This window comes from Zoogloea oryzae (assembly GCF_030161255.1).
GTDB classification, from domain to species: domain Bacteria; phylum Pseudomonadota; class Gammaproteobacteria; order Burkholderiales; family Rhodocyclaceae; genus Zoogloea; species Zoogloea oryzae.
In genome coordinates, this window is the sequence record NZ_BSPX01000010.1 from 64,952 (window position 1) to 77,305 (window position 12,354).

Consider the following 12,354-nt stretch of genomic DNA (forward strand, 5'->3'; position numbering starts at 1 on the left):
CAGTACAGGTAGGTCGGATTAGCGCAGCGTAATCCGACACCCCGCACCCTCACCCCGCGCTGCGCTTGATACAGCCGGCCAGCGCCGCATCCATCGTGGCCAGATGGGTGTCGAACCACCCGGGCAGGCCCTTCACGTACTGCCGGGCCAGGCCCAGCCGGCCGGCGGCCACGCCGCGGGCGAAGTGGGCGAGCTCGCCCAGCACCCGCAGGTGTTCGCTGTTGTGCTCGCCGATGGCCGGGAAGCGGCTGGCTTTCATCAGCCGCTCCTCGTTCTCGAAGTGCTGCCGGGTGTGCACGTGCAGGCGGGCAAAGAGCGCCGGAAAATCGGCGTCCGACGCCGCCTGCAGGGCCTCGGCCATGTCGAGGAATTCCCGGTGGGTGGCGTCCATCTCGGCCACCCCCAGCGCATGCCTTTCGGCCCAGGGCATCAGACCGCCCCGTGGGTCTCGCGCTTGGCGTTGTTGGTGGTCTTGAGGGCCTCTTCCACCGTGGATTGCGGGTACTTGAAGGTGTGGCCCTTCAGGGCGTTGTAGAGCGTCACCACCTTGTCGGCGGAGCTCTGGCCCTTGAAGTCGCTCTTTTCGAGGGCGACCAGATCGATCAGCTCGTTCCAGGCCATGCCCTGCACCAGCGGGACGAACACCACCGGCACGTCACCCACCAGCGCGGTGAAGGGCTTGTCGATGTTGACCACGAAGATCACCGCGATGGCGCCGGGCTTGAGATCCGGGCCGTACTTTTCGAGGAAGGCCGAGAAGTGCGCCAGCTCGTCCATGTGGCCGGAGATGAAGCGCAGCTCGTCGCCCTCGGCCAGCACGGCGGCCTGGCGGAGCAGCTCGTGGGGCGGCTTGCGGCGGCCCTGGGCATCGGCCACCTCGCCTTCCACCAGCACCAGCTCGCCGCGGTAGGCGACCCAGCCGGCCTTGCTGGCGGCTTCCTTGAAGTTGGAATTGAAGAAGTAGGGTTCGTAACGGTCGAGCAGCATGGCGGAATTCTCCGGATGGTTTGAAATGGGGTGCGGATGGGGTTCGCGGGGCGGCGCTCAGGCGGGCTGGGCGGCGCCGATGAATTCGAAAACGTCGGCCTCGATGATCTCGAGCCCGATGCGGGCACAGAAGCGGCGCTCCTTGGCGGTGGGCTCGGCGATGAAGACCCAGCCCGCCGGCTTGGCAGCCGAGAAGATCATGTCGGCCATCACCATGCGCTCGGTGTCGCGGTTGAGGCGCATGCCCATCAGCAGGTATTGCTTTCCCTGGCGCAGCTGCTTGATCTCAGGCGGGATCGAGAAGCCGCCCATCAGCTCGGTGATGAAATCCACGTAGTCAGCGTCGGATGCGATGTACACCGGCTCGGGGCGCGGCGTGCCCATGGGCTTGAAGAGCACCGGCAGCCGGGTGTCGATGGATTCGACCTTGCTGTAGGCCTGGCCGTCCCAGCGGTAGAGCTTGTAGCGGTAGTCGGTGCCGCCGATGCGGGCGATGCCGACGATCAGGGTATGCGGCGCGTCGGCGTAGGAATCCTGCAGCTGGGTGTCGCGGTTGATGTCGATGACGTAGGGCGGGGCGATGTCCTTCAGCCAGTCGTGGAAGGCGCCGCGGGTCCAGGCCGTCTCGCCGTAGGTGCGGGTGAGGAACTTGGTGACCGTGGTGCGGCCGCGCTTGAGCTCGATGTTCATCGCCGCGCGGGGAAACTCGTACATGAGCTTGGGCGCCATGGGCTTGCCGTCGTTCATGGCGTAGATGAGCGAGTCGCTGTCGGCGGGGATGGGGGCGCCGGTGGCGGCATTCTTCACGTCGGCCAGCACGCCGGGGCCGAGGTAGGGAACGATGCTGCCGTCGGTGATGCCGGCGATCAGCTTGGCGCGGAGTTCGGGTGTCATGGTTGGGCTCGCAAGTGGGATACGAACCCCTCCCTGCAATTTCCACGCCCGCTCGCACACCCAGCAACGGCAGGGCTCTTGATCCGGCGAAAAACGCCATTGTCGACTTTGCGACAGGCGGCTTTGTCGGCTGTCGCCGCCGACCTGCGTGGCCCGCTTTGACAGCCGGCCACCGGGCGGAGATCATCGCCGTCGTCTCCAAGCCCACGCCGCCGCCATGCCCTTCACTCCCGACATCCACGCCACCGGGCTCGTCATCACCCTCGCCCTCTTCGTGGGCTGCGTAGCCGAGCCGATCCGGGTGGTGCAGGCGCTACGGGGCTCGCTGGGCAGCCGGCTGGGGGTGTCGGATGCGGGCCGGCGCAGGGCGGCGCGCCTGTTCTACTGGGCCTTTCCGTTCTGGCTGGGCCTGCTGTGGGCGGCCTTCAATATCCAAGTATTGAAGAGCTGCAGCGGCGACACCTGCATCGGCTATTCGCTGCCGGCGTTTCCGTTTCCCTTTCTGTACGGCATCGGCGAGCTGGTGCTGCTGAGTGAACGGCAGCCGCGAGCCGACCGCTAGAAGGTGGACAGCACCACCGACGACACGCCGCCGATCACCAGGAATTCGTCCTCGCCCTGCAGCGCGCCCGGCAGCAGGCCGCAGTAGAAGAGCACCTTGGTGAGCGGCACCTCCACCGCCAGGATGTAGTCGCCGAACTCGCAGGCGCGGTCGCGGCTGCAGGTGAAGGAGTTGAGGTTGTTGAGCAGCACCACGTGCTCGCCGCCGGCGCCTTTTTCCAGCACCTCGTGGTCGGCCAGCCGATTGACGCCCCGGTACAGGGTGACGTGGCGGCTCGCGCCATGGCGCCGCACCAGCTCGAACTGGCAATACGTGTACAGCAGGTCGAGCTGGGCCTCCAGGGCGTTGGTGCCGTACAGGCCCTGGGCGCGCATCTCGGTGTAGCGCCGGTAGGCGTCACCCGCCGGGTCGCGCAGGGCTTCCCGGTGGTAGCGCGGCGTGAGCCCGAAACGGGATTCGACCCAACCCTTCAGGACGGCCCCTTCCCCACTGTCCGAATCGAAGCTCCAGCCCCGGATCACCTTGATGTAGTTGGCCTTGGCCCGCGCCTGGTTGCGCCCGGTGAGGCCCACTTCCTCCGGCCATTCGAGCCGGAAGCGCACCGTCATGTAGTCGCGGAAGACGTCCGGACGATCGGCATCCGACGCCGCTTCGAGGCGCCGGAAGAGATCGCGGTGGAGTTCGGCGATGCCGTCGAGGAGCAGCGGCGCCGGGTGGCGCTGGTAGGCGAGGCTGCCGAGGATGACCGCCGGGAGGTTGCAACGGTTGATGGGCAGACGGGCGTCGCGGGGGAGTGTCGCCTTGTCATCACCCCTACAAGACGTGGGGGATTTGTCGCATCCGTACATTCCACCCACAACCGGGCCTTTTTGACTTTTTTCTGATGTATCAAACACTTGGGTTCTGTCAGCCGACCTGGCACGCAACATGCTGAAGTGGAGGTGCGACTCTCACTGCTTCATTTTCAAATCGACTGACAGATCAAGGAGATTACACCATGGCAAAACTGCGTCAATGCGCCATCTACGGCAAGGGCGGGATCGGCAAGTCCACCACCACCCAGAACCTCGTCGCCGCGCTGGCCGAATCCGGCAAGAAGGTGATGATCGTCGGCTGCGACCCGAAGGCTGACTCCACCCGTCTGATCCTGCACAGCAAGGCCCAGACCACCGTGATGCACCTGGCTGCCGAAGCCGGCTCCGTCGAGGATCTCGAGCTCGAGGACGTCCTGTCCGTCGGTTTTGGCGGCGTCAAGTGCGTTGAGTCCGGTGGCCCGGAACCCGGCGTCGGCTGCGCTGGCCGCGGCGTCATCACCGCCATCAACTTCCTTGAAGAAGAAGGCGCCTACGACGAAGACCTCGACTTCGTGTTCTACGACGTGCTGGGCGACGTGGTCTGCGGTGGCTTCGCCATGCCGATCCGCGAGAACAAGGCTCAGGAAATCTACATCGTCTGCTCCGGCGAGATGATGGCCATGTACGCGGCCAACAACATCTCCAAGGGCATCGTGAAGTACGCCAACTCCGGTGGCGTGCGTCTGGCCGGCCTGATCTGCAACAGCCGTAACACCGACCGCGAAGACGAACTGATCATGGCCCTGGCCGCCCGCCTCGGCACCACCATGATCCACTTCGTGCCGCGTGACAACGCCGTGCAGCACGCCGAGATCCGTCGTATGACCGTCATCGAATACGACCCGAAGCACAAGCAGGCCGACGAATACCGTCAGCTGGCGATGAAGATCAACAACAACACCAACTTCGTCATCCCGACCCCGATCGAGATGGAAGAGCTGGAAGACCTGCTGATGGAGTTCGGCATCATGGAAGCGGAAGACGAGTCGATCGTCGGCAAGACCGCTGCCGAGCTGGCCGCCGACGCCGCTGCCGCCGCCTAAGCATCGCAAGACCGGCGGGTGCTCCGGCGCCCGCCCACTTCAACCAGTACGTCGGCTACAGATTGGTGGCGGCGTCAGGAGGAAAAAATGACGACTCTGTCTCGCGAAGAAACCGATGCCCTCATCGCCGAGGTGCTTGAGGTTTATCCGGAAAAAGCCCAGAAGGACCGCAAGAAGCACCTCGCGGTCAACGACCAGACCATCGAGCAGTCCAAGAAGTGCATCACCTCGAACCGCAAGTCGCTGCCCGGCGTGATGACCATCCGCGGCTGCGCCTACGCCGGTTCCAAGGGTGTGGTGTGGGGTCCGATCAAGGACATGATCCACATCTCCCACGGCCCCGTCGGCTGCGGTCAGTACTCCCGCGCCGGTCGCCGCAACTACTACGTCGGCACCACCGGTGTTGATTCCTTCGGCACGATGAACTTCACCTCCGACTTCCAGGAGAAGGACATCGTCTTCGGCGGCGACAAGAAGCTCGCCAAGCTGATCGAGGAAATCGAGCAGCTCTTCCCGCTGCACCGCGGCATCTCGGTCCAGTCCGAGTGCCCGATCGGCCTGATCGGCGACGACATCGAGTCGGTCTCGAAGAAGGCGGCTGCCGTCATCGAGAAGCCCGTCGTGCCGGTGCGCTGCGAAGGCTTCCGCGGCGTTTCGCAATCCCTCGGCCACCACATCGCCAACGACGCGATCCGTGACTGGGTGCTCGACAAGCGTGACGGCGCTGCATACGAAGGCACGCCCTACGACGTGGCCATCATCGGCGACTACAACATCGGCGGTGACGCCTGGGCGACCCGCATCCTCCTTGAGGAGATGGGCCTGCGCGTCGTGGCCCAGTGGTCCGGCGACGGCACCCTGGCCGAGATGATGAACACCCCGAAGGTCAAGCTGAACCTGCTCCACTGCTACCGCTCGATGAACTACATCAGCCGGCACATGGAAGAGAAGTACGGCATTCCTTACCTGGAATACAACTTCTTCGGCCCGACCAAGATCATCGAATCCCTGCGCAAGATTGCGGCCTTCTTCGACGATTCCATCAAGGAAAAGACCGAAGCCGTCATCGCCCGCTACCAGCCGATGATGGACGAGATCATCGCCAAGTACAAACCGCGCCTGCAGGGCAAGAAGGTGATGCTCTACGTCGGCGGCCTGCGTCCGCGCCACGTGATCGGCGCCTACGAAGACCTCGGCATGGAAGTCATCGGTACCGGCTACGAATTCGCCCACAACGACGACTACGACCGCACGATCAAGGAGATGGGCGACGCCACCCTGCTCTACGACGACGTCACCGGCTTCGAGCTCGAAGAGTTCGTCAAGCGCCTGAAGCCCGACATGGTCGGCTCGGGCATCAAGGAAAAGTACATCTTCCAGAAGATGGGCATCCCGCTGCGCCAGATGCACTCCTGGGACTACTCCGGCCCCTACCACGGCTACGACGGTTTCGCGATCTTCGCTCGCGACATGGACATCGCCCTGTCCAACCCGACCTTCAAGAACCTGACGCCCCCGTGGAAGAAGGTCGTCGAGGACGAAGCCAAGAAGGCTGCCTGAGTTTCCAGGAACCCGGGAAAGGCCGCCCGGCGGCGGGTGATTGCGGACAAGACGTCCTTCACCCGACCCCGGCCGGCTGGCCCCAACCCCCTCTCAAGCTTGCGCCGGGACCCGCGGATGTGCGGGCCAGGCAAGGAGAATGCAAATGCAAACCGCAGACAACATCAAGCCCTGCTACCCCCTCTTCCGGGACGATGACTACAAGAAGAACCTCGCCGAAAAGCGCCAGAAGTTCGAGGAAGGTCACGCCCCCGACAAGGTGTTCGAAACCTTCATGTGGACGACCACCCAGGAGTACCAGGACCTCAACTTCAAGCGCGAAGCCCTGACCGTCGATCCGGCCAAGGCCTGCCAGCCCCTGGGCGCCGTGCTGTGCGCCTCCGGCTTCCACAAGACCCTGCCCTACGTGCATGGCTCGCAAGGCTGCGTCGCCTACTTCCGCACCTACTTCAACCGCCACTTCAAGGAACCGTGCTCCTGCGTGTCGGATTCGATGACGGAAGACGCAGCCGTGTTCGGCGGCCAGAAGAACATGTTCGACGGCCTGGAAAACGCCAAGGCCATCTACAAGCCGGACATGATCGCCGTCTCCACCACCTGCATGGCCGAAGTCATCGGTGACGACCTGAACGCCTTCATCAACAACTCGAAGAAGGCCGGCCACATTCCCCAGGACTACCCGGTTCCCTTCGCCCACACCCCGTCCTTCGTCGGCTCGCACACCACCGGCTGGGACAACATGGAAGAAGGCATCCTGCGTTACTTCACGCTCAACAGCATGGAAGGCAAGGTCGTCGGCAGCAACGGCAAGGTCAACATCGTGCCGGGCTTCGAGACCTACCTGGGTAACTACCGTGTCGTGAAGCGCATGCTCACCGAGATGGGCGTCAGCTACACGATGCTCTCCGACCCGAGCGAAGTCTTCGATACCCCGGCCGACGGCGAATTCCGCATGTACTCCGGCGGCACCACGATGGACGAAGTCCGCGATGCCCCGAACGGCATCACCACCCTGCTGCTGCAGCCGGCCCAGCTGGAAAAGACCAAGAAGTTCGTCGAGAACACCTGGAAGCACGACATCCCGAAGCTCAACATCCCGATGGGCGTGGAATGGACCGACGAGTTCCTGATGAAGGTCTCGGAAGTCACCGGCAAGCCGATCCCCGCCTCGCTGGAACTCGAGCGCGGCCGCTGCATGGACCTCGTCTCCGACAGCCACGCCTGGCTGCACGGCAAGAAGTTCGCCCTCTACGGTGACCCGGACTTCGTGATGGGCATGGTCAAGATCCTGCTGGAAGTGGGCGCCGAACCGACCCACATCCTGTCCCACAACGCCAACAAGCGCTGGGGCAAGCAGGTCGAGAAGCTGCTGGCTTCCAGCCCCTTTGGCGTGAATGGCAAGGTGTATGTCGGCAACGACCTGTGGCACATGCGCAGCCTGTGCTTCACCGACAAGCCGGACTTCCTGATCGGCAACTCCTACGGCAAGTACATCCAGCGCGACACCCGCTACAAGGGTGAAGAGTTCGAAGTTCCGCTGATCCGCATCGGCTTCCCGATCTTCGACCGTCACCACATGCACCGCGCCACCACCCTCGGCTACGAAGGGATGATGTCCGTGGTCACCCAACTGACGAACGCGGTCCTTGAGCAGCTCGACAAGGAAACCATCGGCATGGGCACCACCGACTACAACTTCGACTTGGTGCGCTGATCCGGACTACCGGCGGGGGCAGCTCACCGCGCCCGCCGGTCCGCAGGAGAGTTACATGGCCAACATCATGATCCGGCAGGCCGAAAGCGGTGGCTTGACCTTCTACCTTCCGAAGCGCGATCTGGAAGCCTCCATCGAGTCCATCGAATTCGACACCCCGGAAAAATGGGGCGGCGAACTGAAGCTCGACAACGGCGGCTCCTACTACATCGACCCGATCGCGAAGCCCCCCCGTCTGCCCATTTCCCTGCGCGCCAAGCGCCTTGGCGCGGCTGAAGACTGAAGGAGAATCATCATGGCAATGAAGATCGATCCCGACATGTGCACCGCCTGCGGCGACTGCAAGCCGGTGTGCCCCACCAAGTCGATCAGTTCCGGCAAGGTCTTCTACAAGATCGACGCCGCCACCTGCACCGAATGCGACGGCCACAACGACTCGCCCCTGTGCGTCGATGTGTGCCCGTCCGGCTGCATCAGCCCGGCCTGAGGCACACGCCCCAAAGCACGAGCCTTGAGCCGAGCGCCGGTCGCCCCGCGGGGATGCCCGGCGCTCCACTGAAGACCCGACCTGGAGCCCATCATGTCTGCCTCGCCCATCGCATCCCGGGAAGCCGCCCTGCGCATCGCGCTGGCTGCCCGCGCCCTTGACGGCCTCGACGTCAAGGCCCTCGTCGGCGCCCTGCTGGAAAAGCTCGAGCCCCCGCTCACCGAAGCCAAGCTCGCCAAGCTCACCGTCGAGGATCTGCGCGCCATCCTGGCCGGCGACTTTGCCGAGCAGGGCTGCCACGTGGGCGTCGACAACGAGACCCTCAAGGACGCGATCCGCCTGCTGTGGGGCCAAGGCGTCGAGCACGCCGACTTCCCGGTGGTCGAGGCCTACACCGATGGCGACATGCCCGGCTCGATCCGCGTCGCCGTGGCCGCCAACCGGGGCGAGAACCTGGACGGCCACTTCGGCTCCTGCGACCGCTTCCTGATCTACCAGGTCGGCCAGGAGGCGATCCGCCTCATCGACGTGCGCAGCACCGCCGAGGCCGACGGCGCCGAGGACAAGAACGCCTCCCGCTCGGCCCTCATCAACGACTGCCAGCTGGTGTACGTGCAATCCATCGGCGGCCCGGCGGCAGCCAAGGTGGTGCGCGCCGGCGTGCATCCGGTCAAGAAGCCCACCGGCGGCCCGGCCCGCGAGGCGCTGGTCGAACTCCAGGGCCGCCTCGCCAGCCCGCCGCCGTGGCTGGCCCAGATCATGGGCGTGCGGTCAGCCTCCCTCGCCCGCTTCGAGGAGGACATCGAGACCGGAGAGACCCTATGATCACCCCGGAACAACTTACCGCCATCGGGGCTGCCGTGACCACTTCCGGCTCCGCCGACGCCCTGCGCAAGGCGTTTCCCGGCGTGCATTTCACCGAGTGCAGCGCCGACGACGTCTCGCCCCGCTACAAGGTCGCCCTCAGCGTGACCGGCTACGACCTGTATCTGGTGAGCGGCGCCTCGGGTCACTGCCTCGAATTCACCAGCGACCTGGCCAGTGCCACCGGCATCGTGATCGCCGAACAGGTGGCCGATGAGTGACAAGACCAAGGCCGACGCCGGCTACGGCAAGCTGGGCTTGTGCTCGGGCTGCGGGTATTTTCCCGACTACCTGAACAGCCACCGCTGCACGCCAGGCGACGCCTGCATCCGCGCCCACAGCGGTCGGCAGATCGACCGCTTCCTGCGCACCAACCCGGACGAAGCCCACCTCTACCTGGCCGACATCTTCTGGGAACGCCGGGCCATCGCGGCCCGCTACGCGCCGGAAGCGCTGATCACCCCGCTGCAGCGCGACAACGACGAAGTTGTCCGCCGGGTGGTCGCCTCGCGGATTCCCCTCGACCAGCTCGCCACCATGAGCCGCGACCCGGACCGGGAGGTGCGCCTGTCGGTGGCCTCGCGTCTGCCAGAGGCACAGCTTGCGACGCTGATCAGCGACCCGGACTACATGATCCGCGCCACAGTCGCCCGGCGCCTGCCCCACGGCCAGCTCGCCCGGCTCGCCAAGGACCCGGAGCGGGAAGTGCGCAAGGTGGTCGCCACCCGCCTGCCGCCCTTCGCCCTGCACATGCTCGCCAACGACCCCGAGCCCGAAGTCCGCGCCGTCGTGGCCGAACGTGCCCTGCCCGGCCTCGCTGCGGCCCTGCTGCAAGATCCCGAGTGGTGGGTTCGCCTCGCCGCGGTGAGCAACGCCCCGCTGGAGTTCCTCGAACCCCTGCTCTCCGACCCGGAAGCGGAAATCCGTGACGCCGCCAAGGCCCGACTGGCCGAGGCCAATGCAGCCTGATCCCAAGGACACAACGATGAAAGAGAACCAAGCCTGGTCGGAATACTGCAAGTCTCTCGCCCCGGCCATCGTCGAAGCCTCGGCCAAGGTGCCGGTCAGCGGCGGCCCCGGCGCGCTCATCAAGGCCCTCGGCCAGGCGCTGCCCGACTGGAAGTTCCGCCACGCCATGAGCCGCGGCGGCTGGTATCGGCTGGGAGGTATCGTCTCAGCCGATGGGAAACGGATCAGCGATAACCTGGAGCGATGGGTCGAGAGCAATCTGGACGAGCGCGACGGCGACATGGCGCACCTGATCGACGACTTTGCCGGGCAGACGCTCTACGCCACCCGCCTCGTCGGCCAGACCCACTATCTGGTGTCCCACTGCGGCGAAGGGCACGCCGATTTTCTTCAGCTGGAGATTGAAGACCTGCAGGAAATCCGCGCCCATCAGCTCTTCGCCAACGATCCGTCGACCATCGAGGATCTGATCGACCCACGCACCGGCAACGAGCAGCCCCTGCCGGTGAGTCTGCCCCACTACGCCTTCCGGCGCGTCCAGCACATCGGGAGTTTTCTTCAGCGCATGCGCGCCCAACGGCCAGAACCGGCGCCCATCCACCGGATGGTCGATGACTGGGGCGCGAGCAGCGCCGGCGCCAACAGCACCTTCTCGAACCACTGGGTCGTCGCCACCCGCGAGCACCTGGACCGCTATCACCAGCCGGTATTCCGCGCTCAGCCCATCGCGACCCTGGCCGGCACGCCGCCGGAGTTTGACGCAGCCCCAGGCACCAGCGGCCTGGCCCTCAACGAGGCGCTGACGCACTTCGATCGGGAAATCGGCTACCCGATGGCCTGGTACTTCCACATGCTGGGCACCAAGGCGGTTCCTCACTGGGTTGCGCAGGTGGTGATCGAAGACACCATGGCCGGCTTCGCCTACCTGCCCCAGCGGGATGTGGAAATCGTCCGCAACTGGTTGCACCGGCCTTACGCCCTGTAAGCGCCAGTCCGGCGGCAGCGGCTAACTGCCGGTCTGCGGGGCCGACATCCGCCCGGCCCAGCACGCCGCCACATCCAGCATGCGGTTGGCGAATCCCCATTCGTTGTCGAACCACACCAGCAGGTTGAGCAGATGGACGCCGCTCATGCGGGTCTGACCACCATCGATGATGGCCGAGTGGGGGCTGTGGTTGAAATCGATCGACGCATGAGGCTCAGCGGTATAAGCCATCCGGCCGGACTCCTTCCCGGCAGCGGCTGAACGCAGCAGCGCATTCACGTCACCGACGCAGGCGGGACGCTGAAGCGTCACCACCAGGTCGATCGCCGACACATTGACCACCGGTACGCGGATCGCCTTCGTCTCGACGCGCCCGGCCAGATCCGGCAGCAGTCGCACCACACCGCGCGCGAGGCCGGTGGAAACCGGAATCATCGACTGCATCGCGGAGCGCGTGCGATGCAGATCCGCATGGTGATAACCGTCGATGAGCGGCTGGTCGTTCATCACCGAATGCAACGTCGTCATCAGCGCGTGGTCAATCCCGTAGGCTTCGTCCAGCAGCGCCAGCACCGGCACGATGGCATTGGTGGTGCATGACGCCGCCGACACGATCCGCTCATCCCCGACGATCAGCCCTTCGTTGTGGCCAAAGACGATGGTCTTGTCCACATCCGTCGCGCTGTACCCAGGATGGGACAACAACAGGTGCCGGCAACCAGCCTCGAGAAACGCCTCAAGCTCGTGGCGGTGAGCGTAGCGCCCAGAAGCCTCCACCAGCAGATCCACGCCGAGAGAGCGCCAATCCACACCGTCCGGCGTGCTGGCGTGGAAAACCGGGATATCGATGCCATTGATGCGCAGCGCCTCCCCGGCCACCTCAACCTCTCCGGGGAAACACCCGTGAGTGGAGTCGAAACGCGTGAGATACGCCATGCTTTCCAGGTCGGCCGGCTCATTGATCGCCACCACCGAAAAGTGTTCACGCAGCGGCGACACCATCAACGCTCTCAGAAAGCAACGCCCGATGCGTCCATATCCATTGATCGCAATCCGCAAACTCATTTCTCGTCCAGGCTGTCCAGCTTCAATGCACACAAGGAGAACGGCAATGTAGTCGCCACTAAGCCCGCGGCGACCATGACGACCACTATATAACAACACCGAGTCACATCCGCCCAGGAGGCTGACAATAGGAGAGCGCTTGACTGGATAGCGAGCACCGGACGGTTAACGCCTCTCAGAGGCAGAAATCCGTCGAATACCGTGGCACCGTCCTATCGTGACTTACACGACCAGTTCATTTCGATCCGATCTGCTTCTGTTGATTTCGTTGTATTCCAAAGCGTAACACCCCCTGAGGCGAATAGCCTGAGGGGGTGTTGAATGGATAGTCTGACGATGACCTACTTTCACGCACGTGTGTGCACTATCA

The 12,354-nt window shown here is 64.5% G+C and carries 15 protein-coding genes; 10 read left to right on the plus strand and 5 right to left on the minus strand.

Features of this window, described 5'->3' with window-relative positions:
* Window positions 1–49: 49 nt before the first annotated feature.
* The 3 genes from QQK25_RS05520 to QQK25_RS05530 are packed head-to-tail and all read right to left on the minus strand — an operon-like array spanning window position 50 to window position 1,881.
* A complete protein-coding gene (locus tag QQK25_RS05520) occupies window positions 50–430 on the minus strand; it encodes a bacteriohemerythrin (RefSeq protein WP_284187032.1) in 381 nt (126 codons plus the stop codon).
* Window positions 430–987: a hypothetical protein gene (locus QQK25_RS05525; protein WP_284187033.1), complete on the minus strand. Its 558-nt coding sequence runs from the start codon at window positions 985–987 to the stop codon at window positions 430–432. Before QQK25_RS05525 ends, QQK25_RS05520 begins: the two co-directional genes overlap by 1 nt.
* Before the next feature lie 57 nt (window positions 988–1,044).
* On the minus strand, window positions 1,045–1,881 hold the full coding sequence (locus QQK25_RS05530) for an SIR2 family protein (protein ID WP_284187034.1): 837 nt from the start codon (window positions 1,879–1,881) through the stop codon (window positions 1,045–1,047).
* 217 nt (window positions 1,882–2,098) lie between these two features.
* Between QQK25_RS05530 and QQK25_RS05535 the strand changes: the two genes are divergently transcribed.
* Window positions 2,099–2,443: a hypothetical protein gene (locus QQK25_RS05535; protein WP_284187035.1), complete on the plus strand. Its 345-nt coding sequence runs from the start codon at window positions 2,099–2,101 to the stop codon at window positions 2,441–2,443.
* Here the strand turns inward: QQK25_RS05535 and QQK25_RS05540 are convergent.
* The gene (locus QQK25_RS05540; protein ID WP_284187036.1) at window positions 2,440–3,291 is read right to left on the minus strand and encodes an NAD(+)--dinitrogen-reductase ADP-D-ribosyltransferase; all 852 of its coding nucleotides are present in this window, start codon (window positions 3,289–3,291) and stop codon (window positions 2,440–2,442) included. The genes QQK25_RS05535 and QQK25_RS05540 overlap by 4 nt on opposite strands.
* Window positions 3,292–3,440: 149 nt before the next feature.
* Here QQK25_RS05540 and nifH point away from each other — a divergent pair, with 149 nt between their 5' ends.
* The 9 genes from nifH to QQK25_RS05585 all read left to right on the plus strand — a co-directional run bounded on the left by nifH (window position 3,441) and on the right by QQK25_RS05585 (window position 10,919).
* On the plus strand, window positions 3,441–4,340 hold the full coding sequence (gene nifH, locus QQK25_RS05545) for a nitrogenase iron protein (protein WP_153163571.1): 900 nt from the start codon (window positions 3,441–3,443) through the stop codon (window positions 4,338–4,340).
* Window positions 4,341–4,427: 87 nt separating this feature from the next.
* Window positions 4,428–5,900: a nitrogenase molybdenum-iron protein alpha chain gene (gene nifD, locus QQK25_RS05550; protein ID WP_153163572.1), complete on the plus strand. Its 1,473-nt coding sequence runs from the start codon at window positions 4,428–4,430 to the stop codon at window positions 5,898–5,900.
* Window positions 5,901–6,045: 145 nt separating this feature from the next.
* Entirely contained in the window at window positions 6,046–7,614 is a 1,569-nt protein-coding gene (nifK, locus tag QQK25_RS05555) for a nitrogenase molybdenum-iron protein subunit beta (protein ID WP_284187037.1), read from the plus strand.
* 55 nt (window positions 7,615–7,669) lie between these two features.
* Complete coding sequence (gene nifT, locus QQK25_RS05560; RefSeq protein WP_284187038.1) at window positions 7,670–7,897, plus strand: putative nitrogen fixation protein NifT; 228 nt, start codon at window positions 7,670–7,672, stop codon at window positions 7,895–7,897.
* Window positions 7,898–7,909: 12 nt separating this feature from the next.
* Entirely contained in the window at window positions 7,910–8,101 is a 192-nt protein-coding gene (locus tag QQK25_RS05565; RefSeq protein ID WP_153163574.1) for a 4Fe-4S binding protein, read from the plus strand.
* Between the two features lie 93 nt (window positions 8,102–8,194).
* Entirely contained in the window at window positions 8,195–8,926 is a 732-nt protein-coding gene (locus QQK25_RS05570; RefSeq protein WP_284187039.1) for a dinitrogenase iron-molybdenum cofactor N-terminal domain-containing protein, read from the plus strand.
* Window positions 8,923–9,186 carry a DUF6129 family protein gene (locus QQK25_RS05575; protein WP_284187040.1) on the plus strand — a complete coding sequence of 88 codons (264 nt, stop codon included), beginning with the start codon at window positions 8,923–8,925 and terminating at the stop codon, window positions 9,184–9,186. Before QQK25_RS05570 ends, QQK25_RS05575 begins: the two co-directional genes overlap by 4 nt.
* Window positions 9,179–9,934, plus strand: coding sequence for a 4Fe4S-binding leucine-rich repeat protein (locus tag QQK25_RS05580; RefSeq protein ID WP_284187041.1), 756 nt, complete (start codon window positions 9,179–9,181; stop codon window positions 9,932–9,934). Before QQK25_RS05575 ends, QQK25_RS05580 begins: the two co-directional genes overlap by 8 nt.
* A 16-nt stretch (window positions 9,935–9,950) precedes the next feature.
* Entirely contained in the window at window positions 9,951–10,919 is a 969-nt protein-coding gene (locus tag QQK25_RS05585) for a hypothetical protein (RefSeq protein ID WP_284187042.1), read from the plus strand.
* Between the two features lie 21 nt (window positions 10,920–10,940).
* On the opposite strand, the gene QQK25_RS05590 is transcribed toward QQK25_RS05585, so the two are convergent.
* On the minus strand, window positions 10,941–11,984 hold the full coding sequence (locus tag QQK25_RS05590; protein WP_284187043.1) for a type I glyceraldehyde-3-phosphate dehydrogenase: 1,044 nt from the start codon (window positions 11,982–11,984) through the stop codon (window positions 10,941–10,943).
* Window positions 11,985–12,354: the final 370 nt, after the last annotated feature.

Excerpts from the sequence above, each read along its gene's own strand:
- nifH (WP_153163571.1), top strand. The coding sequence starts at position 3,441 with ATGGCAAAACTGCGTCAATGCGCCATCTACGGCAAGGGCGGGATCGGC.
- nifT (WP_284187038.1), top strand. The coding sequence starts at position 7,670 with ATGGCCAACATCATGATCCGGCAGGCCGAAAGCGGTGGCTTGACCTTC.
- QQK25_RS05565 (WP_153163574.1), top strand. The coding sequence starts at position 7,910 with ATGGCAATGAAGATCGATCCCGACATGTGCACCGCCTGCGGCGACTGC.
- nifK (WP_284187037.1), top strand. The coding sequence starts at position 6,046 with ATGCAAACCGCAGACAACATCAAGCCCTGCTACCCCCTCTTCCGGGAC.
- QQK25_RS05525 (WP_284187033.1), bottom strand. The coding sequence starts at position 987 with ATGCTGCTCGACCGTTACGAACCCTACTTCTTCAATTCCAACTTCAAG.
- QQK25_RS05530 (WP_284187034.1), bottom strand. The coding sequence starts at position 1,881 with ATGACACCCGAACTCCGCGCCAAGCTGATCGCCGGCATCACCGACGGC.
- QQK25_RS05585 (WP_284187042.1), top strand. The coding sequence starts at position 9,951 with ATGAAAGAGAACCAAGCCTGGTCGGAATACTGCAAGTCTCTCGCCCCG.
- QQK25_RS05520 (WP_284187032.1), bottom strand. The coding sequence starts at position 430 with ATGCCCTGGGCCGAAAGGCATGCGCTGGGGGTGGCCGAGATGGACGCC.
- QQK25_RS05540 (WP_284187036.1), bottom strand. The coding sequence starts at position 3,291 with ATGTACGGATGCGACAAATCCCCCACGTCTTGTAGGGGTGATGACAAG.
- QQK25_RS05590 (WP_284187043.1), bottom strand. The coding sequence starts at position 11,984 with ATGAGTTTGCGGATTGCGATCAATGGATATGGACGCATCGGGCGTTGC.
- QQK25_RS05580 (WP_284187041.1), top strand. The coding sequence starts at position 9,179 with ATGAGTGACAAGACCAAGGCCGACGCCGGCTACGGCAAGCTGGGCTTG.
- nifD (WP_153163572.1), top strand. The coding sequence starts at position 4,428 with ATGACGACTCTGTCTCGCGAAGAAACCGATGCCCTCATCGCCGAGGTG.
- QQK25_RS05570 (WP_284187039.1), top strand. The coding sequence starts at position 8,195 with ATGTCTGCCTCGCCCATCGCATCCCGGGAAGCCGCCCTGCGCATCGCG.
- QQK25_RS05575 (WP_284187040.1), top strand. The coding sequence starts at position 8,923 with ATGATCACCCCGGAACAACTTACCGCCATCGGGGCTGCCGTGACCACT.
- QQK25_RS05535 (WP_284187035.1), top strand. The coding sequence starts at position 2,099 with ATGCCCTTCACTCCCGACATCCACGCCACCGGGCTCGTCATCACCCTC.